Raw genomic sequence first — 25,872 nt, 5'->3', positions numbered from 1 at the left:
TAAATTTAGAAAACTCTGGTGTAGATCATGAAAAAAACATATCTCCTAATTACTGTTTTTCTGCTGGTTTTTTCCAATATACTAACTGTAAAAGCTCAAAAAAAGCCCAACATTATTTTTATCCTGACGGATGACCTGGGTTATGGAGATCTTGGCGTGTTTTTTCAAAACAAACGGCAACAATCGGGCGATAGGAGCAAACCTTACGAACTAACTCCTAACCTGGACCTGATGGCAAAGAAGGGTGCAAAGTTTACGCAGCAATATTGCAATGCGCCGGTATGCGCGCCATCAAGGGCCTCTTTACTAACCGGCGTTAACCAGGGAAATGCAAACATCAGGGATAATCAATTTGATAAGGCGCTGGAAAATAACCACACTTTGGCTACCTTATTAAAACAAGCCGGATACAATACAACAGCAATTGGAAAATGGGGCCTGCAGGGCATTAATGGAAATGGCCCCGATTGGCAGGCACATCCCGTAAAAAGAGGTTTTGACAGTTATTACGGTTACATACGGCATAAAGACGGACATGAACACTATCCGTTTGAGGGTTTGTATGACGGAAAAAAACAGGTATGGAGTGACTATAAGGAGGTTTCCGCAAATTTAAGTAAGTGTTATACGACCGATTTGTGGACAGCTGCTGCAAAAAATTATATAATAGCGCACCAAAAGGGAAGCGATGCGGTCAAGCCTTTCTTTATGTATTTGGCTTATGATTGCCCGCATGCCGTGTTAGAGCTGCCTACGCAGGCATATCCGAGCGGGAAAGGACTGAAAGGCGGCCTGCAATGGCTTGGTGAGCCGGGCCATATGATCAATACAGCCACTGGTAAAGTTGATTCATATGTATATCCCGAATATGCCAATGCTACTTATGATGATGATAACAACCCCGCTACGCCAGAAATAGCATGGCCTGAAACTTATAAGAGATATGCTTCTGCTGTGCGCAGGATAGATGATGCCGTTGGAGATATTCTGCAATTGTTGGTGGATTTAAAAATAGCTGATAATACGCTGGTGATCTTTACTTCTGATAATGGTCCGTCTATCGAATCCTATTTGCCGGCTTCATTTGTTCCAAACCATCCCACTTTTTTTGGAAGCTACGGGCCTTTTGATGGCATAAAGAGGGATTGCTGGGAGGGTGGCCTGAGAATGCCAACCCTGGCCGAATGGCCCGATCATATAGCCCCCGGAAAAACGATAACCACGCCCAGTATGCTGTCTGACTGGATGGCAACTTTTGCAGATGTTGCACATATACAGCCACCTGCCAGGACAGACGGAGTTTCTTTACTGCCTGATTTAACCGGTAAGGGAAAGCAACAAAACAGCCTGGTTTATGTGGAGTATTACGAAGAAGGGAAGACTCCTGTTTTTAAAGAATTTGAAGCGAGCAGGAGGAATAGAAAAAGAGACCAGATGCAAATGATCCGGATGGGTAACCTGGTGGGTGTACGCTACCAGGTTAAAGCTGCAGGTGATGATTTTGAAATATATGATGTAGTTAATGATCCGAAAGAAACGGATAACCTGGCCCTGAAAACCGGATTTGAAAAAATACAGGCGCAAATGAAAGCTAACGTATTGCAGGTGCGCCACGCAGATGCCGAAGCGCCGCGCCCTTATGATAACGCCATGATCCCGGCAGATTCGGTTTTAAGGGAATTAATACCCGGGCTTAACTGGAAGTTTTATGAGGGGAATTTTCCCTGGGTGATAGCTGAAAAGAATTTGAAAGAGAGTGAAAAAGGAACGGGTAATAATATAACAAGAAAAGAAGCGGGTAAAAAAGAAGGGATGACCTGTTATGAGGGATTTATAAAAATTCCGGCTGATGGGAAGTATACTTTCTCCATGCTAACAACAGGGAAGGCCTATTTGCGCTTACATGAGGCTACGTTAATTGATGAAGATTTTGGCTATCAGCCCAATACAGAAGTTATAAAGGATGTTTATTTAAAGGCTGGTTATCACGCTATAAAATTGAATTATTTGTTGCCAAAAGGGATCTCACCACAATTGAAACTGAAATGGAAAAGTGATAAAAATGATTGGATGGATCTTGATGCTAAAGCCTTTTACCATTATAAAACAGCTCTATGATTTTAATAGTTTCTTATTTGAATTTGTTCAGAAAACGGATCTTGCTTTTAGCAGCCTGTTGTTTTTTATTATTGGATGCTACCGCACAAAATTTCGGCAGCATCCAATCTTTGGTTGACCGCCGGTTTCCGGTTTTAAAGGGTAAAGTTGTTTTTGAAGTTCTGGCTACCAAAAATAAATCCGATACCGCTATTTATTTTACCAGGGGAAGTAAACTGTTTATAAAAGCCAATACACTTAGCGCCGCATCATTTGCACTTAATGAGTATTTAAAAAAGTACTGTAACACCAGCCTTTCACACACGGGCGATCATATTCAAATTCCTGCCATACTGCCACAAACCAATAAAGCTGTGGCTGTATTATCAGCTTATCCCATAAGGTACGCCTTAAATTATTGTACCTATAATTATACCATGAGCTTTTGGGGTTGGAAGGAATGGGAAAAGGAGTTGGATTGGATGGCGCTAAACGGCGTAAACCTAATGCTGGCGCCAATAGGGAATGAACTTATCTGGCAAAAAACCCTGAAAGATTTTGGTTTTAATGATGGTGAGATAAAGCAATACATACCGGGACCGGCCTTTAATGCCTGGTGGTTAATGGGTAACATGGAAGGCTGGGGAGGCCCCGTTTCAGATGCAATGATAGCCCATTGGAGCAATTTGCAGAAAAAGATATTGCCTCGAATGCATGAGCTGGGCATTCAGCCGGTAATGCAGGGCTTTTGGGGGATGGTGCCAACAACATTGAAAAATCATTTTCCGGGAGCCATAATTATTGACCAGGGCAAATGGGTAGGTGGTTTTCAGCGCCCATCAATATTGGCTCCGCAAGATCCGTTGTTCACAAAAATGTCAGCAGTTTATTATAAATATATGGGGCAGTTATATGGTGCTGATATTAAGTATTTTGGGGGCGATCTTTTTCATGAAGGCGGTAAAACCGGTGGTTTGGATGTAACAGAAACCGGTACACTGATACAGGCCAATATGCAAAAGAACTTTCCGGGCTCAACCTGGGTATTGCAGGGTTGGCAGGATAATCCAAAGGTAGCAATGCTCAAGGGACTCGATCCTTCTCATACCCTTGTTTTGGACTTATTGGAGGATAGGGGCGATAATTGGGAAAAGCGAAATGGTTATAGTCATTTTCCATGGGTTTGGTGTACAGTGACCAATTTTGGGGGTAAACCTATTATGGAAGGTAAATTATTACGTACCATAACAGAGCCTAAACGGGCATCCCGTACTGCTGCCGGTTCAACACTTAAAGGCGTAGGAATTATCCCGGAAGGAATAGAGAATAATGCCATCATTTACGACTGGATCTTAGCCTCTGCCTGGCAAAAGCAAAACGTTCCGGTTCAGGAAAATCTGGATAACTATATCAAAGCGCGTTATGGTAAAAATGATAAAGATATAAATGAAGGATGGCAGTATTTACTGCAATCGGTATACATTGATTATTCAGCTGCCAATGCAGGAGGTTACGAATCGGTTTTATGCGCAAGGCCTGATACGAATGTTATCAAATCAGTTTCAACGTGGGGGCCTACAGAATTACCTTATGATCCTGAATTATTAATGCAGGCAGCCATAAGCTTTTCAAAAGCTGCCACTCGGTTTAAAAATGTTACTACTTACCGGTATGATTTGGTGGATATATGGCGCCAGGTTATCGCCTTAAAGGCACAGGAAGATTATGAGGGTTTTATGCTGGCTTATAAACGGAAAGACAAGGAAGCTTTTTTGAAATATAAAAATCTTTTTATTGGTCTGGTAAATTTGCAGGATAAGTGGACAGGTACCAATCCGGCTTTTAGGGTTGGCAAATGGATCAACAGTGCTAAAGAAATGTTGCCTGATGAAAATGATAAACGTTTAAGCGAATGGAATGCCCGTATGCAAATTACCTATTGGGGAAGTAATGATCCTGGTACTGAATTACATGAATATGCTTATAAGGAATGGTCGGGCATTATTAAAGATCTTTACCTTCCACGCTGGCTGAAGTTTTTTGAATACGCAGAGGCGCGAATGAACGGCAAATTTGCCAACTATCCTGATTTTTTCAGCATGGAAAAAAGTTGGACAGAACAAAGAAATACGTATAGCTCAACTCCTGAAAATGATTGTATCAGCTTATTACCGGAAGTGATAAAACAAGTTATGACTGCCAGTAAAGGTGACGATGGCAAAACAATTGATTTTTTTAAACGGGCAAACTGAAATGATTTATAAAAAATGTTTTATAATGAATAAAAACATACTAATCCTGGCTCTTTTTTTAACAGCGTTTACTGCCGCTGGGCAGGTAAAAAAGAAATCAACCGGCAATCATCCCAACGTGATATACATTATGGCTGATGACCTGGGTTATGGCGATTTAAGTTGTTATGGCGCCACTAAAATTCATACGCCCAATATGGATAAACTGGCTGCATCAGGCATTCGTTTTACAAATGGCCATTGTACCTCTGCAACCTGTACACCATCACGTTACGCGCTGATGACCGGTGAATATCCCTGGCGAAAAAAGGGTACGGGTATTTTACCGGGTGACGCTGCCTTAATTATCCCCACTGATAGAACCACTTTACCAAATATGTTTAAAAAAGCAGGATACAAAACTGCAATTGTAGGCAAATGGCATCTGGGCCTTGGCGATGCCGTAGCAAAAGATTGGAATGGAGAAGTTAAACCGGGACCGAATGAAGTAGGTTTTGATTATTCCTTCATTTTCCCCGCAACAGCTGATAGGGTACCTACGGTTTTTCTGGAGAATCATAAAATAGTGGCACTGGAAGCGAATGATCCTATTGCTGTAGATTATACCAAAAAGATAGGTGATGACCCAACCGGTAAAGAGCATCCTGAGTTATTAAAGTTAAAATCATCCCCGGGCCAGGGTCACGATGGGACTATTGTGAATGGCATAGGCAGAATTGGCTACATGAGTGGCGGAAAGCTGGCACGTTGGGTGGATGAAGAGGTATCGTCAACTTTTTTAGCAAAAGCAGAAGGCTTTATGGAAAAGAATCAAAAGGAACCATTCTTTTTATACCTGGCTTTAACAGAACCCCACGTGCCCCGGATGCCCGCAACCCGTTTTAAAGGTAAAAGCGGATTAGGCTTACGCGGGGATGTTATTTTGCAATTGGACTGGACTGTGGGCGAAATTATGAAACAGCTCAAATACCTGGGGCTGGATAAAAATACAATAGTTATATTCAGCAGTGATAACGGGCCGGTTTTGGATGATGGATATGAGGATGAAGCCGTAGCCAAACTAAACGGGCATATGCCTGCGGGCCCGATGCGGGGTGGTAAATACAGTGCACTCGAGGGCGGTACAAGAGTCCCGTTTATCATAAGCTGGCCGGGTAAGATCAAACCAAAAGTTTCAGATGCTTTGGTATCACAGATAGATGTGCTGGCTTCCTTCTCTGCATTTTTAAAGCAGCCTGTACCAGCCGGGGATGCAAAGGACAGCGAAAATTTAATAGCTGCTTTTTTAGGAAAATCAGATCAAGGCCGTTCTGTATATGTGGAACAAGGTGGGGCGCTTGCTATTGTAAAGGATGGATGGAAATATATTATGCCAAACAAAGGTGCTGCATATGATAAGTTGGTGGGGATAGAAACAGGCAACTCTTTAGAACCCCAATTGTATAATTTAAATAAAGATGTTGGCGAGAAACATAATATAGCTGTACAGCATCCGGAAAAGGTAAAAGAGTTGGACGAGCTGTTAAACCAGGTAAAGGAAAAAAAATAAAAATCAGATCTTAGGGATATTCTATCTTAGCTATCTGGCAAGATCAATTTTAAAGGTGAATGATAATTAAATTAAAATTTTTACTGTTTATAGCATGTATTTATTTGTCATTGGAGGCGTGTAAACAAAAAACAGCTCCCAAAAATGACATCGTAAATCATTTACCTGTACCTAAAAGTAAGGCAGTTTGTTGCGAATCAAATATTCCGGCCCGGTTCCCGTCTCTTAGCGCCAAAACTAACATTCAGCCACTATCAGGCGCCGGTAAGTTGCATGATGGTATGGTTTTGATAAAAGCAGGCACGTTTATGATGGGTGGAGATAATGCACAGGCGGCGGCAGACGAATACCCAAAACATAAAGTTATTGTAAATGATTTCTGGATGGATAAAACCGAAGTCACCAATGCGCAATTTGCCAGGTTTGTAAAAGCTACCAGGTACATTACTACCGCCGAGCTTAAACCCAATTGGGAGGAGCTAAAAAAACAGGTGCCACCCGGTACACCTAAACCAAATGATAGTTTGCTGGTTGCGGCATCATTAGTGTTTTCGCCGCCAAACCATGCTGTGCCTTTGGATGATTACAGTCAATGGTGGGTATGGAAGAAAGGCGCAAGCTGGAAACACCCGCAGGGACCGGGCAGCAATATTAAAGGAAAAGATAATTTGCCGGTAGTGCAGGTATCATGGTATGATGCAGCTGCTTATTGTAAATGGAGCGGCAAGCGTTTGCCTACCGAAGCCGAATGGGAATGGGCCGCCCGTGGAGGATTGAAAAATAGTATTTATCCATGGGGTAATGAACCGGTTGATCAGGGAAAACCTAAAGCAAATACCTGGCAGGGACATTTTCCGGATAACAACACCTTAAAAGATAAGTTTTATGGATTAGCCCCGGTCGCATCGTTCGCAGCAAACGGCTATGGCTTATTTGATATGGCGGGGAATGCCTGGGAATGGTGTGCCGATTATTATAATAACAAATATTACGAAACGGTTGCGGCCGGGATTACAAATCCCCGCGGGCCCGCTAAAAGCTATGACCCTGATGAGCCATATGCAAAAAAAAGGGTGATAAGGGGAGGCTCATTTTTATGTAACGATAGCTATTGCTCTGGCTACAGAGTAGCCCGGCGAATGAAAAGTACGGAAGATAGCGGTATGGAGCACCTGGGCTTCAGATGTGTGCGAAATAACTAGTGTTATATCAACCACAAATCTGTATAGCCATTTCCGGATGGGGCATTGATGCTTACTCTTAAGTTCTAAGTCAGCAAAAAATAAAACTTGACTTAACACCAGTCACTAGCGACTGGTTAATTATTCAACAGATCCTCCTGAAAGCAAAGACCCTGCAATAATATTATTTTAGTATTTGTAAACAAATAAATTATTATTTGGCAGGAGTTTTTATACTCGATTGCACGGAGTAATTAGCTTTATTTAGAGCGATATGTAAAATTAATATTTATAAAGTGTTAATTTACAGTATTATAATAGTGTCTTCATTTTCTACCTCTAATGACCTACCTGCAAAAATACTTAGATTAATGATTTATTTTTTGAATATTTATTTATAATTTGTTTACAAATAGTAACTATATTTGTACTTATACTAAACAAAACGTTTAAAATCCGGCCGTTATAGGATAATCAAAGTATACAACTATAACTATTTACGGTTTGCTAACTAATTATAAATAACCTGACATAAAATGAAAAAATCAATTATTACCCTTTGTCTTCTTTGCCTGGTATTACAAGTAAGTGCACAAATTAAAAATGTAAAACATATAATTTTAATTGGCTGCGATGGTTTTGGCGCTTATGCGGTGCCTGATGCTAAAATGCCCGTCCTTAAAAAATTAATGGAAACAGGTTCATGGTCGTTAAAAGCAAGGTGCGTATTACCTTCTTCCAGTGCCGATAATTGGGCCTCCATGTTAATGGGGGCTGGGCCAACAGAGCATGGTTACACCGAATGGAACAGCAAGGTGCCCGAAATTCCTTCTGCTACAACCACAAAATATGGGATCTTCCCCACCATCTTTAGTGTGATCAGGGACCAGAAGCCAGCTGCAAAAACAGCTGTAATTTACAGCTGGGGCGGTATTGGGCCGTTAATTGAAAAAGACGCTATTACTTTTGTTGTACCAGGTGGTGACGCGGGCGATGATTTTTGTGTGGACACAGCCGTGCGTATTATAAAAAAAGAGAAACCGTTTTTTACATTTATCCACGTTAGTGAGCCTGATGGGGTTGGGCATAATATAGGGCATCGCACACCGGCTTACTATGACACGTTGCAAAAAGTAGATGTAAGGATAGGGAAAATTGTACAGGCTGTGAAAGATGCAGGCATTGAAAATGAAACCATTATTATAGTAACAGCCGACCATGGTGGCATTAATAAAGGCCACGGCGGTAAATCTTTGGATGAAGTACAGGTGCCATGGATTATAAATGGCCCGGGTATCAAAAATGGTCATGAAATAAAAGATGTTATTATTACCTATGATACTGCAGCTACTATTGCCTGGATCTTGGGCCTAAAAATGCCGCAAAGCGGGCGTGGCAGAGCCGTAGCAGAAAGCTTTAAATAACTAACAGGTACAAAGGTCATTTCAAAGAATCGGGCGAAGCCTGTCGTCCCATAATAATGATGTTTTTCATTGTTTATGGCAGCAGGCTTCGTTGTGATTTTTTGTTTACTTTTGAACGAAAAAAAAATATATGGAAGATGATATTATCCTGAAGATCAGTTACCGGATAAAAGAAATAAGAAAAGAAAAACGTATAACTATTCAGGAATTGGCAGACAGGGCCGGCGTAAGCAAAGGGCTCATCTCGCAAATAGAAAATAACCGTACCATCCCTTCGTTACCGGTATTAATGAATATTGTGCATTCGCTAAATCTTGATCTGACGGTTTTTTTTAAGGATATCTACTCCGTTAACAACCAGGAAAAGGTTTTTGTAATCCGCTCATCCGATTATAAACCTCTTAAAAAAGAAACTGCAAAAGGGTTTGACTATCAAAGGATCTTAACAAGAAATATTCATGGTGGACCTGTTGACTTTGTACTGCTAAAATTAAAAAAGGGCGCCCGCCGTAATAAAATGGTGGTAACAGACGCTTTTGAATATAAATACCTTATTAAAGGTAAAATTGATTACCTGATTGAAGACAAGAATTATACCCTTGAAGAAGGAGATTCTATATTTTTTGATGGTCGCTTAGGGCATAATCTTTCAAATATCGGTAACTCCGACGCGATTATGCTGGTAGTTTATTATTTTATCTCCAACGATTAAGATCCCTAATTCACCCCGAATTCTTTAATCACCGTTTGAAATTACACGGAATACTAACAGGTAGATCCGGCCTGTTAACATAATTGTCAAGACCTTACTGCAAGCCCTGGTTCCAAAATATAACAGAAAAACCCACCCGTTATGAATCGTCTGTAAGCCAGAGCTTCAGTAAAATCATGCATCCATTAGTACTCAATTAATTATTTAGCATTAGTAAACAAAATTAATCTACTTTTAATAATTAGTTTATCATTGTTTTATAAGGTAATTTTTGTGCACTAAGGCAATGGTTTTAAATAAGTATGTTGTAACATGCTTATTTAAAGCTAAGTATATAATTGCTCCTTTTCTCCTTTGCCTGAATTTAATTCCTGGATCCCCTGTTTTCGTTTGTAAACACATGTTAAAAAAAGTTTAGTATTTATGTACAATTGTTAATTATTTTTTTACATTTGTTTAACAAATGGCATTTACATTTGTACATATACTAAACACCTCCTTGAAATTTAAGCTGTTATCATGGCCAGGTCCTGGTAGCTGATTATTATGCTTTTGGAGAATTGTATGACAGGTATACATTTAAAGGTTTTCTATTCAAAGGTTGCAACATTCATTAGTTAATATGCAAATAAGCTATATAGATGAAGACAAACCTTTGCTATTAAAAGTAGCAAATGGAGATGAGCAGGCCTTTAAGCGCTTATTTGATTTATACCGGCCAAACATCTATACAACTGCTTTAAGAATAACCGGAGATGAACGAACCGCTGAGGAGATTTTGCAGGATACTTTCCTGAAAGTATGGATCAACAGAGAAAAAATTATTCATATCGGCAATTTTGGAGGTTGGATCTATACAATAGCAAAAAATGTTACTTACAATGCCATTAAGCATTCGCAAAGCGAAAAAAGAAACCTTTTGCAGTTTATCCGTGAACCGATAATTACGTATTGCCAGGATACCGACCATTTGACCCAGGAAAGGGAATATCAAAATATTTTGAACCTGGCGATAAACCGTTTACCGCCTAAACAGTTGCTTACTTATAAACTTATTAAGCAGCAGGAAATGAAAAGAGAAGAAGCTGCAATAGAATTAAATGTTTCGACCGAAACCGTTAAATGGAATCTTGATCAGGCTATGAAGAGCATCCGTACTTTCTGCGCGGCTCACTTAAAAGAAACCTCATTCGCCTTTATCCTGTACTTTATTTTTAATTGATACCCCCCATAAGTCTTTTACAATTGTCTATGCTGTTTTAGATCCACTTTATAAAGGTGTGGAGCTACTTACTCACCTTTGAAAAAGGTTTATTATGAGCATAACCAGACTTGAATATCTATTTCAACTTTGCATAAATAACGACGCTACTCCTGAGCAGCGGGAAGAAATGCTGGAATTAATGGCGTTACCGGAAAATGAATCCATTGCAGAAAAATTGCTTCATAAGGCTTATGAAGCGCCAAAGCAAACAGAGGATCTTGATTCTGAAAAAAGCGACGCTATTTTAAACGCCATATATAATGCTGATAAGATAGAAAGTGCTCCACGGCTTTTTCCCCGGCGAAAACAATTTGTAAAGTGGGCGGCAGCTGCAGCAGCAGTATTTGTATTTTTTTTTAGTGCGGCTTATTTCTTTATTTATAAAAAGCAACAGGAACAACTTATAGCAGTAGCTAATAAAAACAAAATTATTCCCGGCAGGAATAAAGCTACATTAACCCTTGCTGATGGTTCGAAGATTGATTTGGACGATGCTAAAACAGGGGGAATAGCAAAACAAGCTCAATTGCGTGTTACTAAAACAGCGGCCGGCCAACTGATATATACCATTGCAAATACTGATAAAACTTTATCCGAAACTACAGATAAACCCTCTTATAACACCATTGAAACACCCGTAGGGGGACAATACCAGGTAATCCTGTCAGATGGAACCAGGGTTTGGCTTAACGCTGCTTCATCATTAAAATACCCTACACAATTTGCAACCGGTGAAAGACAGGTAGAACTGACCGGTGAAGGGTATTTTGAAGTGACAAAAAATAAGGCCAAACCTTTTAAAGTTATTACAGACAGGCAAGAAATTGAAGTATTAGGCACACATTTTAATGTAAATGCTTATACCGACGAAAATGCTATAACCACAACCTTACTTGAAGGTAGCGTAAAGATTGCGGCTCACCTTAAAAATCAACTTGCACAACAATCAATTATTCTTAAACCGGGCCAGCAAAGCATTTTAGGTTGTGCAGGTTTAGCTGTGGGAAATGTTAATACGGAAGATGTTGTTGCCTGGAAAAATGGCTACTTCAGCTTTAACGAGGATTTTGAAAGTATAATGCGAAGATTATCCCGGTGGTATAATATTGATGTTGTTTACAAGATTGATAAAGATCCCGATTTATCATTTGGGGGCAAAATATCCCGGTCAAAGAGTATCAATTCAGTTTTGAATATTATTGAAGCTACCGGAAATGTTCACTTTAAGATTGAAGGAAGGAGGATAATAGTTACGAAATAACAATTATATAATAATTAGCAGAAGAAAAAAACAGGATCCTGACTGCTATCAGAACCCTGTATAATATTCAGATCATACCTGCTAAATAATAGGCAATTAACCAATTAACATTTAAATCTAAACAAATCAAATGTATGAAATTTTACAAAATTTTATGCGGTAAAACAAACCGCGTAAGTAAAATATGGCGAGTAATGAAACTTATAATAGTTATTTTAACCACGGCTATATTACAGGTAAGCGCAAACAGCTATGCTCAGAAAATAACGTTGAGCCAAAAGAATGTATCCATTGAAAAAGTATTCAATGAGATAAGGATCCAAAGCGGGTACGATTTTTTTTATAATATCAGGCTGATTAAACAAGCCAAACCTGTATCGGTAGAATTGAAGGATGCGAGCCTTGAAGAAACGTTGAAAGCATGTTTTGAAAATCAGCCTTTTACCTATTCTATAAAAGAAAATGCTGTTATTGTGAGGCCAAAACAAAGTGTTCTTTTAAACAACACTCCTGAAAAACACATCGATATTGATGTAAGTGGTAAAGTTTTAGATGAAACAGGTAAGGGTTTGCCCGGAGCTGCTGTAAAAATAAAAGGTACCACGCAAGGAACCGTTACTGATCAAAATGGCAATTTTAAATTGAAAGGTTTGAATGACAATGCCATTTTAGTGATCTCATTTATTGGTTATGACACCAGGGAAGTGAAACCGGATAATAAATCAGAAATGATAATTACTTTATCTCCCCGTGCCAGTAATTTAGATGATGTAGTAGTGGTAGGGTATGGTACGCAGAAGAAGGTAAACCTGACCGGGGCTGTAAGCACCATCAGCGGTAAGGTGCTGGAAGACCGTCCAATACCAAATATCGGGAGGGGCCTGCAGGGAGAACTGCCTGGCTTAACAATAACTTCCGGCAGCGGAAAGCCGGGGGCGGCGCCTGCCTTTAATATCCGGGGCTTCACTTCTATTAATGGCGGGAGCCCGCTGATCCTGGTAGATGGTGTTCAAACCAACATCAATGATCTTAACCCTGATGATGTAGCCAGTGCAACGGTACTTAAAGATGCGGCGTCAGCAGCGGTTTATGGTTCAAGGGCAGCATTTGGCGTATTACTGATCACTACCAAGACCGGGCAAAAAGGAACCCCGAAAGTGAGCTATAGCATGAATTATGCTATTCGCAAAATCACCAATTTGCCGGATGTGGTAACTGATCCTGGTACCGTAATTGATTTTAAAAACCAGGCGTATTCCGGCTATTACGGGGTGAATTTATATAATACTACCCAAACGGCATACGCTCATCAACGATCAGCAAATCCCAGCCTGCCTGCAACTATAGTGGACCCAACCAATCCTAACGTATATGATTATTTTGGTGCTACTAACTGGTTTAAAGAATTGTATAAGCCAACCAATAACAGTCAGACCCATAATGTGAGTGTGAGTGGGGGAAATGACAGGATCACTTATTATTTTTCGGCTGATTACAATAATCAAACAGGCGTATTTCGCTATAATCCTGACTATTACAACCGTTTTAACATTCGCGGGAAATTGGATTTTAAGGTTACAGACTGGCTGCATATTTATACCAATTCGGCATATAACCGTACTGTTTATAACTATCCTTCTTTATGGACTTCTGACTGGACCTCCGGTGATTTGTACCATCAGATCGGTCGCGCCAACACTTTATCGGTTCCTAGAAATCCGGACGGTTCCTGGACAAGTTCTGGAACATACCTCGGTTTCTTACAGGACGGCGGACGGGGAAATACGGTAACGAATGAACCACAAAATACCATTGGTTTTACTACCTCATTTTTTAACAATACCTGGAGGATTAAAGGCGACTATACCTTTAGGGCTACCAATAATTACAACCAGGCGTACCAGGTAGCATTGCCTTATGAAACCGGCCCCAACCAGGCAATTTCATATGCCGGCCATAGCGATGCCTCTGCCTGGGCTGATGATAATGCTTACCAGGCTATCAACATTTATACTGAATATGAAAAAACCTTTGGTAAACATTATTTTAAAGGTATGATAGGTTATAACCAGGAGCTTAACAAGTATAATTATTTTTCTGCCTCTAATAATAACCTGATCAGCAGTAACGTAGGTTACCTTGATGAGTCAACAGGCACAACCCCTTCAGTGAGTGGCAATGGCTATCAATGGGCTGTAAGAGGGGCTTTCTCCCGCCTGAATTATGGATACGATAATAAATACCTGTTGGAAGTTGACGCACGCTATGATGGATCTTCCCGTTTTCCTACCAATCAGCATTATGCTTTTTTGCCTTCTGCTTCCGCAGGTTGGAGGGTATCCGAAGAGCCGTTCTTCAAAGGGTTGACAAAGGTTGTGAGTAACCTAAAGCTCCGTGCCTCTTATGGCACATTGGGAAATGACCAGAGTTTGGGTAATTACAGTTTTACGCCCACGCTCGGTTCCGGTCAGATCAGTAATATTCTAGGCGGAACTCAGCCGATAGCGGTCTATGCACCTAATTTAGTGTCGCCCACGCTTACCTGGGAAAAAGTATATAATAAGGATGCCGGGATAGATATCACTTTGTTTAGCAAATTAAACGCCACTTTTGACTGGTATCAAAGGGATACCAAGAATATGATCACTAAAGGATTTCAGCTTCCTGCCGTATTAGGTGCAACACAACCCCTGGAAAACGCAGCTGACCTGAGAACACAAGGCTGGGATTTAAGCATTGCTTATAATGATCAGTTTCAGTTGATCGGAAAGCCTTTTAATTTTGGTTTGAGGGTGAACGTATGGGATTCGCAAACAGTAATTACCCGGTATAATAATCCCAATAAATTCTGGTTCGGAGGTGATTACTATGTAGGTGAGCATCCTGGTGATATATGGGGGATGACTACTAAGGGAATCTTTCAATCAGATGCTGCTGCAAAAGGAGCTCCCGATCAATCCAAGCTACAGGGATATTATGATTGGAACAAAGCTGGTGAAATACAGTATGCCGACCTGAACCATGATGGAAAAATTGATTATGGTGATGGCACGGTAGGAAAACCGGGAGATGCTCATGTAATTGGTAATACCAGCCCAAGATATAATTTCGGTGTAGGCGGTAATTTTACCTGGAACAATATTGATTTCAGTATTTTCTTCCAGGGTGTAGGAAAAGAATCATTCTGGCCAGGCACAAGCGGGTACTACTGGAGTATGTTTTATGCACCCTGGGATAACGTATATAAGAATATAGTAGGCAATACCTGGACCCCGCAAACCCCGAATGCGCTTTACCCAAGCCTTAAAGGCTGGCGTGCAGGTGACGACGGACCATGGGTTGACCTTGCTGTACCACAAACAAGATATTTGTATAGTGCAGCCTATATCCGCCTGAAGAATTTAACTGTAGGTTATTCATTTAACATGCCTTTATTTAAAAGAATAGGTATTGACCGCTTAAGGCTTTATTTCAGCGGGGAGGACCTTTGGGAATCAGACCACTTGCCGCAAGGATTTGATCCGGAAGCATTGGGTGGTAGCTGGGGTGCAGGGAAAGTATACCCCTTCCAGCGTGGTTATTCATTTGGTCTTAACGCAAAGTTTTAATGTATAATTCAAAAATTATTACAATGAAAAAGATTCATATAATTATTATATCAGGTATGATGATGAGCATTTTATCATTATACTCCTGTAAAAAAGATAGTTTTCTTACCCGGTACCCGGTATCAAGTTTAACCGAACAAAACTTTTTTGCTAATGCCAACGATTTGAATACCTATTGCAACGGATTGTATAGTTACCTGCCGGGAAGTAATTCAGTAGCATTGGGCGACCAGCAAAGCGATAATTACGAAAGCAATCCCTTTAATAAAGTAGTAGCGGGCCAGCTAACACTGCCTACAAGCGCAAGCCAGGCAGGATGGACCTGGACTTATTTGCACCAGGTGAACTATTTTTTGCAAAATTATAAAAAAGCAGATGCCTCGCAGGCGGTGAAAAATCATTATGCAGGCATAGTCAGGTTTTTCAGGGCATGGTTTTATTTTGATAAAGTAAAGCGTTTTGGCGATGTGCCATGGTACGGATCAACCATACTGCCGAATGATGATGGTGATTTATATAAGGGAAGAGATCCAAGACAGCTGGTAATGGATTCCGTAATGGCCGACCTTACTTTTGCTGTCAATAATATTAACGCTACCGGCCCATCTGGTACTATCACCAAATGGACGGCGCAGGCTTTAATGGCCAGGGTTGCGTTGCATGAAGGGACATTCAGAGAATACAGGGGGATAGCCGGTTGGCAAACCATTTTACAGACCGCCGGCAGCGCTGCACAAGCTGTAATGCAAAGCGGTAACTTTAAGCTGTACAGTACTGGAAAACCAAAAGTAGACTACTTAAACCTGTTTTTATTTTATGCGCCGTCTGATCCGCAGAGCGCAGAAGTAATATTAGGCTATTATTACAGTAATACCCTCCATGTTACAAACGCGCTTGATGGCAACATGAGAGCGTATGGATTGAGCCTGGCAAAAGGACTGATGAACTCATACCTGACGGTAAATGGAACGCCTTTCACTTCAATGCCTGGTTATGCAACACAGATGATCACACAGGAGTTCAATAACCGTGATCCAAGAATGATGCAAACCGCATTACAACCTACGGTAGTTTATGGCGACCTGAAGGGAGCGCAAACGCTGGGTTTTGCCCCAACAGGGTATGCACAGATAAAATATTACGACCCAACAACGCCTAACTATAATACCAACTATAATGCCGGAATTGATTTTCGGTACGGAGAGATGCTGCTTGTTTATGCCGAGGCAAAGGCAGAATTAGCTGGTGGCGGAACAGGAAGCTTTACACAGTCTGATCTGGATCTGTCCGTTAATTTGCTTCGTGACAGGGTGGGCATGCCTCACCTGATGATGAATGTGGCGATAGATCCTGTACTAGCGGCAAGCTATCCGAATGTTGGCGGTTCGTTGCAAAATGTGATCCTGGAGATCCGCCGCGAACGCAGAGTGGAATTGGCATGCGAAGGCTTCCGTTATGATGACCTGATGAGATGGGGAGCTGGCCCTTTGCTGGCACAACAATTTTTGGGCATGTATTTCCCGGGATTAGGAACATATGATTTGGATGGTGACGGGCAACCAGATGTTGCACTTGTAACCAGCAAGCCTTCTAATCCGGTTGCAGGGGTTTCTTATTTCGTTGTCGGTACCGACATTCATCTAAGCAATGGCAATAGCGGCAATGTGCTGGTTAACCCTAACCTTATAAAAACATTCACAGACCCTAAAAACTATTATTTCCCTTTACCAGCAACAGAATTATTGCTTAATAAAAATTTAAAGCAAAACCCGGGCTGGTAAAAGCAACTACAGCATAAATTGGAAAATATGAAAAGAAGAGACGTTTTAAAAAAAGCAGGTATCCTGGCGGCTGCGGGCTTAATAACACAAGGCAGCAAAGCTGTTGAAAGGGAAGAAAATGTAAAGAATAAACTTGCATTAAAAATTGCACATATAACCGATGTTCACATCCGGCCTGATCTTGATGCGCCCGAAAAATTCAAGAAATGCCTGGAAGTAATTAAAAGCGAAAAGGTGGATTTTTTTCTGAACGGAGGCGATTCTATTTTTGATGCTTCGTATGACACCGTAAAGCGCGAAAGGGTTACTGAGCTATGGAATTTATGGGATGATTGTATCAAAGGATTAAAAGGTTATGAAGTGCACAGCTGTATCGGGAATCATGATCCATGGTGGGTCGCCCCTGATAAGTCAGACGAAATGTATGGTAAAGATTATGTGGTAAAACGCCTGGGTATCCCAAACCGGTATTATAGTTTTACTAAATCTGGATGGCATTTTATTATTTTAGATGGTAATAATCCATCTATTACTTTAGACGATAAGCAATTTGCCTGGTTAAAGGACGAACTTGAAAAATTACCTGCAAATCAGCCTGTTTTGATGATGTCGCATTACCCCATACTGGGTGTAACGCCATTTTGGGAAGGGGGCATGCATTCAGATTATAAAAAGCTGAAAACTTTATTTTATCAACACAGGGATAAAGTAAAAGTATGTTTAAGCGGGCATAATCACTTACTGGACACCGCCTCCTATAATGGTACACAATATTTTTGCAATGGCGCAATGAGTGGTTATTGGTGGGGTAAAGGTGATGAAAAATCTGCCGGCGACGGATATTATGAAGAAACGCCTCCGGGTTATGCCATTCTTGAACTATATGAGGATGGCAGCGTTAAAAACGTATATAAGCCGCATGCCTTTTAAATAATGATGTGAATTCTTTCATATTGAAAAAAGCCTTATGAATAAAAACATAAGGCTTTTTCATGATTTCTGATAACCTGGAGGAACTATTTTTATATTTAGTATTACTAAACAATTATTATTGACTTGAATCTTTTTGACCTTATTATTGCGTGTTGTGTAAGTTTATAAGAAAATAATTTTATAAAAAGTTTAGTATTTGTTTACTTTTGTTTAGAAAGTATTTATATTTGTTAAGTGCAATTTGTCAGCCGGGGAATTGCAACAAGTAAGTAAAGTCCGGTCTGATAAAGTTGAAAGTGTAATTGAATATGAGCTTGGTTAATTTGGTTGAGTAGGAGTCGCAGCAATGCGGCTCTTTTTTAAAGATGATTAAAAAGCACTGGTTAATTTAACGGGAGTTTGATATAAAGGTTAGTAATATAGTGATTGATTATCAGGTACTTACAGTTGTTTAATCTTTGATATAACTCAAGTATCTGATAATCAGCATGTTTCACGCTGTTCCGGGTGTTCCGCTTGTGAAAATGGAACACTTATCCAAGTATCTGATAATCAGCATGTTTCACAACGTTCCGGGTGTTCCGTGTGCAAAAATGGAACGCATGGAACGCGTTGGCGGGGTAGATACACAAACTTGCGCTTCGCCTCAACGCTGTTGGAGAAGGGTTTTGGGTTAGATGACCGTCTGCTTATGTCGAACTTACATTAATTTAAGGGTCGTAGTAATACGGCTTTTTTACAAGACAATTAAAAATATAAGAACTACCTCAATAAATAAAAATAATGAATAATATTTCAACAAAACCCTTTTCAGCAAACGGAATAACGTACACCCCATCTGCAAAACCCATCGTAGTTATCTGTATGGATGGTTCGGCAGATGAATACCTTGACACTACTATGGCTCATGACCGGATGCCGAATCTTAAAAAAATGGCATTACAGGGTTACAGGGGTATGGTGCGGGGTGCCTTGCCATCATTTACCAATGTAAACAATTCATCAATAGTAACCGGGGTAAGTCCGGCGGTTCATGGTATTTGCGGCAATTTTTTTTATGATGCTGAAAAAGACCAGGAAGTAATGATGAACTCATCAGAATACCTCAGGGCCGATACATTGCTGGCTGCCGCGGCTAATGCAGGGCGTAAAGTAGCCGTAGTAACTGCCAAAGAAAAATTACGCGATATCCTTTCGCACAAATTGAACGGCATCGCTTTCTCTGCCGAAAAAGCAGACCAGGCAAAGTTGGATACCCACGGTATTGAAAATGCAGAAGCGGTTATCGGGCATAAAACCCCCGCTATTTATAGCGCTGATGCCAGCCTGTTTGTTTTGCGTGCGGGTGTAGCATTAATTGAAAAAGGCATGGCCGATTTTTTATATCTTTCATTAACTGATTATATGCAGCATACCTATGCGCCTGACACGGAAGAATCATTGGCATTTTATGAAGCACAGGATGTGGAATTAGGAAAAATGCTTGAGCTGGGCGCCATAATAGGCGCTACTGCTGATCACGGCATGAATGCCAAGGTTAAAGCGGATGGAACACCAAATGTGTTGTTTATTGAAACCATGCTAACAGAAAAATTTGGTGCGGGTTTCAGGGTTATTTGCCCTATTACTGATCCTTATGTAAAACACCATGGCGCACTGGGCTCATATGTAATAGTTTATGTGGATGATACTTCAAATATCAGCGAGGTGAAAAACTGGCTTGCCCTGCAGCCTGGTATTACGGAAGTGTATGATAAAGCAACTGGCTGCCGGATCTTAGAGCAACCGGCAGACCGTACAGGCGACTTGTTCGTACTGTCTGCCCGCGATGTTGTGGTGGGGAAAACAGCGGCGCACCACGATCTGAAAGCCCTTGACGGAACCCTGCGCTCGCATGGAGGAAGATATGAAGAAATGGTGCCTTTAGTGGTATCGCACCCGTTAAATGCAGCTTACAAAATGAAAACACAGGGCGATCCGCGCAATTTTGATGTATTTGATTTTGCGGTTAATGGCACTAATTGATCTGGATCTGATATGGTTTTAAAATGCAGTGTTACCTGCATTCAATTTTACGAAGAATGATGAAAGAAGAAGTGTTAACTGTTACTGAAAATATAATAAAATTAGCTTCCCTGGTTGCCGGCAAACCGGTTTCTTCAGGGAAACAATTAGTTGTTAATAACCCATACAACGGGCGACCGGTTGGAACGGTAGAAATGGCAGGTTTAAGCGATACGCAAGCAGCCATTGAAATGGCTTTGAAAGGCGGGAAGGTATTAAACCGCTACGAAAGATACAGCGTTCTGGACAAAGCAAGAACGTTATTACTGGAAAGGAAAGAAGCGTTTGCACAATTAATTACGGCCGAATCTGGCTTGTGCATCACTGAAACTAATTATGAAATAGGCAGAGCTCATGATGTACTGCTTTTTGCAGCTATGGAATGTTTAAAAGATGACGGACAAGTATTCTCATGCGACATATCACCAAATGGTAAACAGCGAAAGATATTTACCCTCCGCGAGCCATTAAAACTTGCTGTTGCCATTACTCCGTTTAACCATCCGCTTAACCAGGTGGTTCACAAAATTGCGCCTGCATTGGCTGCAGGTACCCCGGTAATTTTAAAACCATCCGAAAAAACACCCTTAACCGCTATTCGTTTTGTTGAGCTATTATATGAAGCAGGCTTGCCTGCTTATATGCTGAGTGTTCTTTTAGGTAACACTAAAGATGTTGCGGAAGCGCTGGTACAGGACCCACGGGTTGATCTGGTATCCTTTACAGGAAGTGTAGCTGTAGGCAAAAGAATTGCCCAAACCGCTGGTTATAAAAAAGTGATCCTGGAACTTGGCGGTAATGATCCCCTGATTATTTTAGAAGATGCAGATCTTAACCTGGCAGTTGAGCTGGCCGCTGAGGGATCTTTCAGAAACTCCGGGCAGCGTTGTACTGCTGTAAAACGCATTTTGGTACATGATAGCATCGCTGAAGAATTTACAAAACGATTTGTTAAAAAGGCAAAAGAATATACCTGCGGAGACCCGGCAGACCCTAAAACTAAAGTTGGAACCGTTATTGACGAGCAAGCTGCCATATACCTTGAAAATGTGGTAGACAAAGCAGTAGCTGCAGGTGCAAAAATTTTATTAGGTGGCAAGCGCACTGGCGCCTTGTTACAGCCTACAGTGATTATAAATGTCCCCCGGGATGCGCAAATGGTGGTTCAGGAATCGTTTGGTCCACTGGCTCCCATCCTTACATTTAAAGATCTTGATGATGCAATTGCCCTTTCAAATTCTACCGCTTTTGGTTTATCATCAGGTGTGGTTACCTCTAACATGGAGAATGCCATTCGCTTTGTGAAAGAATTGCAGGTAGGCACCGTAAATATCAATGAGGTGCCGGGTTACCGCATTGAGAGTTCTCCTTTTGGAGGCATCAAAGATTCGGGCCTTGGCATAAAAGAAGGAGTGATAGAAGCTATCAAATGCTTCACTTATGTAAAAACATTTTCAATGCCCTGGTAATTAAAATAATGGAAAACTCAACATTTGATTTAATAGTGGTTGGCTCAGGCATATTGGGCACATTTCACGCTATACACGCTGCGCGTTTAGGTAAAAAAGTACTGCTAACCGAAAAGGATCAGTACCCGGTAAATGCCACGGTACGCAATTTCGGCCAGGTGGTAACTTCAGGGATGTCGTCAGATTGGTTTGCTTATGCTACCCGCACAGCTGAATTATATAAAGAGATCCAGCAGGAGTTTGACATTAGCGTGCGGAACAACGGAACGGTTTATCTTGCTTCGGATGCTGACGAATTACAACTGGCGCATGAGTTAAAAGAACGTATGGATGCTTCTGGTTATGGGGCGGAAATATTATCAGCAAAAAACTGTTTAACCCAATGGCCGGCGTTAAAAATGGAATATTGCAAAGGCGGCATTTTCTTCCCGCAGGAATTAAGCGTGGAACCGGATAAGCTGATCCATCGTTTAATTGAATATGCCACTAAAAAATATCCTAATCTTACCTACAAACCGGCAACCGCTATTGTTGATTGCGAGGTTATTGGCGATCATGTGGAGGTAACCACTGCATCCAGGGAAAAATTCATAGCCGAAAAAGTAATTGTGTGCAGCGGAGGGGAATTTAAATTACTTTTTGCCGATCTGTTTAAAAATAGCGGGATCATCCTTTGTAAGCTACAAATGATGAAAACCGTTCCGATGCCGGAAGTGCAACTGGAAGGGAATATTTTAACGGGCCTGTCTATCCGCAGGTATGAATCATTCCAGGAATGCCCGTCTTTTGCTAAGCTAACAACTCCAGAGCATTACGCGGAGTTAAAAAAATGGGGAGTACACCTTTTATTCAAAAAAGCAGTGGATGGTTCCATTATTATCGGCGATTCACACGAATACGCAGATGTAAACCATACCGATGATCTTGGGTTTGATGTTAACAGCGCTATCAATGAGTTGATGTTAAAAGAGGCACAAAATATTGTGAATTTCGATGTCCGTAAAATAGCTTCTACCTGGGCCGGATTTTATCCGCAACATAATAGTAAACATGTGGTTGAAGCTGATATAGAAGGCAGAATACATATCCGAACCGCCATAGGAGGTAAGGGCATGACCTGTGCCGCCGGTTACGCCGAAGCCAGCATAAAGGATATTTACAACTGATTTTTAACCAGTTTATTGATCAACCCGGATGAATCAGTTAAATAAGCTACTTACGCATTCAAAAGTGTTCTTTATATTTTGGTGTATGCTGGCCGCCTTTGGCACTTACTTTTGTATGTATGCCTTCAGAAAGCCATTTACCAGCGGAACTTATACCGGGTTAACCCTTTGGGACCTTGACTATAAGGCTGTTTTAATTATTGCGCAGGTGCTTGGCTATATGGTTTCAAAATTTATAGGCATCAAAGTAATTTCTGAACTCAAAGCATCCGGCAGGGTAAAGCTCATTATCAGGCTGATTCTTTTTTCAGAAGCAGGCCTTCTCCTTTTTGGATTGGTGCCATATCCTTACAATTTTTTCTTTTTATTTCTGAACGGATTACCGCTGGGAATGGTATGGGGCATTGTTTTTAGCTACCTTGAGGGCAGGCGGTTTACAGAAATGCTGGCAATGGGGCTCAGTATTAGCCTCATCGTATCATCCGGAATTTTAAAAACCATTTATTTTATAGTACATGGATGGTTTCCATTAGTTTCTGAATTTTGGATGCCCGGTATTATTGGCTTGCTTTTTCTGCCGCTCTTCTTAATATTTGTATGGATGCTCTCAGTGATTCCCGAACCTTCAGAAACTGATAAGCTATTGCGTGTTGAACGCTTACCAATGACTAATGAAGACAAAAAAAATGTTTTAAAAGAGTATGGGCCGGGTATAATAGGTATTGGGCTAATTTATACCATACTTACCACCATGAGAGATTTTAGGGATAATTTTTCGGTAGAAATATGGAACGAGATTGACCCTCACTGGAATAAAGCCATCTTCTCGATAACCGAAACAATTACAGGCATCATTGTATTAGCTGCTATAGGAAGTATTTCACTGATCCGGAATAACATAAAAGGTTTTTGGGGAACGCAATACTTAATTGCTTTGGGTTTGTTGTTAAGCGGCGGCAGTACATTGCTTTTTCACCTCCATATTATAAATCCATTTTGGTGGATGCTTTTGGTTGGTATGGGGATGTTTTTGGCCTATACACCTGTCCAGGTTGTTTTATTTGAACGGATGATAGCCGTATTTAAAATAAAGGCAAACGCAGGTTTCTTTGTTTATATCTGTGATTCTGTTGGATACCTGGGCAGCGTTGGATTATTGCTTTACAAAGAGTTTTTTATGAAAAATTTAAGCTGGGCTAAAGTGCTGATGCAGTTTAGCTACCTGCTTACAGGTATTTGCATTTTATTGCTTGTTTTGTCAGCTATTTTCTTTAACCGTAAAATGGGGATTAAGGGCCCAATTACAGGAACGTTTAATGCCTGATTACTCAGTATGACGATGTTTATCAATTTATCAAACGTTTGCGCAGTGTAAGTATCCTTAAAATCTCTTTATCAGGAAAGATAATTTATAATTTCATCTTCTATTCGATCTCAATAATGAAAAAAATAATGTTACTGTTTGTCCGGGTATTCTTTTTTTTAGCAGTAGTTAATACTACCGCTATTTATGCTCAAAAAACACAAAATTATGTTGTGATCAATGCATCTGACAATGGGCAGGACATTATTGCTAAAGCTGCGAATATTACACCGTCGCCCCGGCAATTGCGTTGGCAGCAACTGGAGTTAACGGCATTTCTTCACTTTGGCATGAACACCTTTACCAACCAGGAATGGGGCGATGGTAAAGAAGATACCAAGCTATTTAACCCCACCAATCTTGATGCAACACAATGGGTGCGTACGTGCAAAGAGGCAGGAATAAAACAAGTTATTGTAACGGCAAAGCATCATGACGGTTTTTGCCTGTGGCCAAGTAAATATACCGAACACTCGGTAAAAAATAGTCCATGGAAAAACGGGCAGGGAGATGTTGTGAAAGAGGTTGCCGATGCCTGTCATCAGCAGGGTATTGGATTCGGGATCTACCTTTCACCATGGGACAGAAATAATCCCGACTATGGGGATACTGAAAAGTATAATGCTTATTTCATGAATCAGCTTACCGAGTTATTGAGTAATTATGGCAAAGTTGACGAGGTGTGGTTTGATGGCGCTAATGGCACCGGCCCTAACGGTAAAAAACCGGCATATCACTTTGAAGCCTGGTATAGCCTTATCCGTAGCTTGCAGCCAGGTGCTGTGATAGCTATTATGGGCCCTGATGTGCGCTGGGTAGGTACCGAAAGCGGGTATGGGCGCCAGTCTGAATGGAGCGTAGTGCCGCTTGATGAGCAGTCAAATACCGGTACTGAACAAAACTCCCAAAAAGATATTTCCTTTGCTCCTAAAGGAGATATGACCGGCGACGACCTGGGAAGCCGGGATAAGATAGCAAAGGCTAAAGAACTGGTATGGTATCCTGCCGAAACGGATGTTTCTATCAGGCCCGGTTGGTTTTACCATGAAGCAGAAGATACCAAAGTAAAATCTCCTGAAAAACTGATGGATATTTACTATAGTTCAGTTGGCCGCAACTCTGTCCTGCTGCTTAACATTCCGCCTGACAAACGAGGTTTGATCAATGAACAGGATCAGAAAAATTTAAAGGAATGGAAAAACATAATTGACAATACATTTAAAACCAACCTGGTAAAAGATACAAAGATCATCTCGGCAAATGGCATAAACCCCAGGGCGCTGTTAAATGGCAACGTAAATAATTACTGGACCACCAAAAACCAGGATACCACCGCAACTATACAAATGAACCTGGCCAAACCACAAACATTTGATGTATTGCTTTTGCAGGAAAATATCGCGATTGGCCAGCGCATTGAAAAATTTAACCTGGAGTATTTCGACGGCAAAAATTGGGAACTGATAACTGAAGGAACCACCGTTGGTGCGAAAAGACTGATCCGTTTTAAAGCAATTACAGCTCAAAGGGTAAGGCTAAAAATAATATCGTCAAGATCTAACCCTGCTTTAATTGCTATGGGTTTATATAAACAGCCGTAAAACTATTGATTTTTCGGAAGCAGGTATCTATCTGCATGAAATGATTAAGATACAAACAAGATTACTTGTTTAAAGAATAACCAGGTGAGATTGGTTAATTAGTTGATTGATTGATTAGCAAGGCCGGCCACTGCCGGTCTTGTTATG

The 25,872-nt window shown here is 40.9% G+C and carries 16 protein-coding genes; all 16 read left to right on the top strand.

The features are described 5' to 3' along the window. Nucleotides 1–27: 27 nt before the first annotated feature. Complete coding sequence (locus BUE31_RS08975) at nucleotides 28–2,118, top strand: sulfatase-like hydrolase/transferase (RefSeq protein ID WP_073402547.1); 2,091 nt, start codon at nucleotides 28–30, stop codon at nucleotides 2,116–2,118. Further along, nucleotides 2,115–4,349, top strand: coding sequence for an alpha-N-acetylglucosaminidase (locus BUE31_RS08970; protein ID WP_073402545.1), 2,235 nt, complete (start codon nucleotides 2,115–2,117; stop codon nucleotides 4,347–4,349). The genes BUE31_RS08975 and BUE31_RS08970 overlap by 4 nt, the downstream gene beginning before the upstream one ends. A 25-nt stretch (nucleotides 4,350–4,374) precedes the next feature. Next, nucleotides 4,375–5,898, top strand: coding sequence for a sulfatase family protein (locus tag BUE31_RS08965; protein WP_073403109.1), 1,524 nt, complete (start codon nucleotides 4,375–4,377; stop codon nucleotides 5,896–5,898). A 59-nt stretch (nucleotides 5,899–5,957) separates the two neighbouring features. Continuing rightward, a complete protein-coding gene (locus tag BUE31_RS08960) occupies nucleotides 5,958–7,100 on the top strand; it encodes a formylglycine-generating enzyme family protein (RefSeq protein ID WP_073402543.1) in 1,143 nt (380 codons plus the stop codon). Between the two features lie 515 nt (nucleotides 7,101–7,615). Then, nucleotides 7,616–8,503: an alkaline phosphatase gene (locus BUE31_RS08955; protein WP_073402541.1), complete on the top strand. Its 888-nt coding sequence runs from the start codon at nucleotides 7,616–7,618 to the stop codon at nucleotides 8,501–8,503. Between the two features lie 130 nt (nucleotides 8,504–8,633). Beyond that, nucleotides 8,634–9,215, top strand: a complete 582-nt coding sequence (locus tag BUE31_RS08950; RefSeq protein ID WP_073402539.1) for a helix-turn-helix domain-containing protein — start codon at nucleotides 8,634–8,636, stop codon at nucleotides 9,213–9,215. Between the two features lie 622 nt (nucleotides 9,216–9,837). Continuing rightward, entirely contained in the window at nucleotides 9,838–10,437 is a 600-nt protein-coding gene (locus tag BUE31_RS08945; protein ID WP_073402537.1) for an RNA polymerase sigma factor, read from the top strand. Between the two features lie 94 nt (nucleotides 10,438–10,531). Then, a complete protein-coding gene (locus BUE31_RS08940) occupies nucleotides 10,532–11,740 on the top strand; it encodes a FecR family protein (RefSeq protein WP_073402536.1) in 1,209 nt (402 codons plus the stop codon). 194 nt (nucleotides 11,741–11,934) lie between these two features. Then, the gene (locus BUE31_RS08935) at nucleotides 11,935–15,348 is read left to right on the top strand and encodes a TonB-dependent receptor (protein ID WP_159440651.1); all 3,414 of its coding nucleotides are present in this window, start codon (nucleotides 11,935–11,937) and stop codon (nucleotides 15,346–15,348) included. A gap of 23 nt (nucleotides 15,349–15,371) precedes the next feature. Beyond that, a complete protein-coding gene (locus BUE31_RS08930) occupies nucleotides 15,372–17,129 on the top strand; it encodes a RagB/SusD family nutrient uptake outer membrane protein (protein ID WP_073403107.1) in 1,758 nt (585 codons plus the stop codon). A 27-nt stretch (nucleotides 17,130–17,156) separates the two neighbouring features. Further along, a complete protein-coding gene (locus tag BUE31_RS08925) occupies nucleotides 17,157–18,059 on the top strand; it encodes a metallophosphoesterase family protein (protein WP_073402533.1) in 903 nt (300 codons plus the stop codon). 786 nt (nucleotides 18,060–18,845) lie between these two features. Beyond that, the gene (phnA, locus tag BUE31_RS08920; RefSeq protein WP_083619552.1) at nucleotides 18,846–20,087 is read left to right on the top strand and encodes a phosphonoacetate hydrolase; all 1,242 of its coding nucleotides are present in this window, start codon (nucleotides 18,846–18,848) and stop codon (nucleotides 20,085–20,087) included. A 56-nt stretch (nucleotides 20,088–20,143) separates the two neighbouring features. Beyond that, nucleotides 20,144–21,595: a phosphonoacetaldehyde dehydrogenase gene (phnY, locus tag BUE31_RS08915; protein WP_143167067.1), complete on the top strand. Its 1,452-nt coding sequence runs from the start codon at nucleotides 20,144–20,146 to the stop codon at nucleotides 21,593–21,595. Between the two features lie 8 nt (nucleotides 21,596–21,603). After that, the gene (locus tag BUE31_RS08910) at nucleotides 21,604–22,761 is read left to right on the top strand and encodes a TIGR03364 family FAD-dependent oxidoreductase (RefSeq protein ID WP_073402531.1); all 1,158 of its coding nucleotides are present in this window, start codon (nucleotides 21,604–21,606) and stop codon (nucleotides 22,759–22,761) included. 28 nt (nucleotides 22,762–22,789) lie between these two features. Continuing rightward, on the top strand, nucleotides 22,790–24,085 hold the full coding sequence (locus tag BUE31_RS08905) for a DUF5690 family protein (protein ID WP_073402529.1): 1,296 nt from the start codon (nucleotides 22,790–22,792) through the stop codon (nucleotides 24,083–24,085). A 116-nt stretch (nucleotides 24,086–24,201) separates the two neighbouring features. Beyond that, nucleotides 24,202–25,725 (top strand): alpha-L-fucosidase, encoded by a 1,524-nt coding sequence (locus tag BUE31_RS08900; protein ID WP_083619549.1) that lies wholly within the window; start codon nucleotides 24,202–24,204, stop codon nucleotides 25,723–25,725. Nucleotides 25,726–25,872 lie beyond the last annotated feature (147 nt).

It is taken from the genome of Mucilaginibacter sp. OK098, from assembly GCF_900142915.1.
In the GTDB taxonomy this organism is placed as follows: Bacteria; Bacteroidota; Bacteroidia; order Sphingobacteriales; family Sphingobacteriaceae; genus Mucilaginibacter.
Note: the sequence above shows the minus strand (reverse complement) of the source record. Positions and strands in the feature narration are given on the sequence as shown.

What these genes read in the sequence shown, in the direction of transcription:
- BUE31_RS08970 (WP_073402545.1), top strand. Translation starts at nt 2,115, where the DNA reads ATGATTTTAATAGTTTCTTATTTGAATTTGTTCAGAAAACGGATCTTG.
- phnA (WP_083619552.1), top strand. Translation starts at nt 18,846, where the DNA reads ATGAATAATATTTCAACAAAACCCTTTTCAGCAAACGGAATAACGTAC.
- phnY (WP_143167067.1), top strand. Translation starts at nt 20,144, where the DNA reads ATGATGAAAGAAGAAGTGTTAACTGTTACTGAAAATATAATAAAATTA.
- BUE31_RS08965 (WP_073403109.1), top strand. Translation starts at nt 4,375, where the DNA reads ATGAATAAAAACATACTAATCCTGGCTCTTTTTTTAACAGCGTTTACT.
- BUE31_RS08925 (WP_073402533.1), top strand. Translation starts at nt 17,157, where the DNA reads ATGAAAAGAAGAGACGTTTTAAAAAAAGCAGGTATCCTGGCGGCTGCG.
- BUE31_RS08960 (WP_073402543.1), top strand. Translation starts at nt 5,958, where the DNA reads ATGATAATTAAATTAAAATTTTTACTGTTTATAGCATGTATTTATTTG.
- BUE31_RS08930 (WP_073403107.1), top strand. Translation starts at nt 15,372, where the DNA reads ATGAAAAAGATTCATATAATTATTATATCAGGTATGATGATGAGCATT.
- BUE31_RS08910 (WP_073402531.1), top strand. Translation starts at nt 21,604, where the DNA reads ATGGAAAACTCAACATTTGATTTAATAGTGGTTGGCTCAGGCATATTG.
- BUE31_RS08955 (WP_073402541.1), top strand. Translation starts at nt 7,616, where the DNA reads ATGAAAAAATCAATTATTACCCTTTGTCTTCTTTGCCTGGTATTACAA.
- BUE31_RS08900 (WP_083619549.1), top strand. Translation starts at nt 24,202, where the DNA reads ATGAAAAAAATAATGTTACTGTTTGTCCGGGTATTCTTTTTTTTAGCA.
- BUE31_RS08950 (WP_073402539.1), top strand. Translation starts at nt 8,634, where the DNA reads ATGGAAGATGATATTATCCTGAAGATCAGTTACCGGATAAAAGAAATA.
- BUE31_RS08975 (WP_073402547.1), top strand. Translation starts at nt 28, where the DNA reads ATGAAAAAAACATATCTCCTAATTACTGTTTTTCTGCTGGTTTTTTCC.
- BUE31_RS08940 (WP_073402536.1), top strand. Translation starts at nt 10,532, where the DNA reads ATGAGCATAACCAGACTTGAATATCTATTTCAACTTTGCATAAATAAC.
- BUE31_RS08905 (WP_073402529.1), top strand. Translation starts at nt 22,790, where the DNA reads ATGAATCAGTTAAATAAGCTACTTACGCATTCAAAAGTGTTCTTTATA.
- BUE31_RS08945 (WP_073402537.1), top strand. Translation starts at nt 9,838, where the DNA reads ATGCAAATAAGCTATATAGATGAAGACAAACCTTTGCTATTAAAAGTA.
- BUE31_RS08935 (WP_159440651.1), top strand. Translation starts at nt 11,935, where the DNA reads ATGAAACTTATAATAGTTATTTTAACCACGGCTATATTACAGGTAAGC.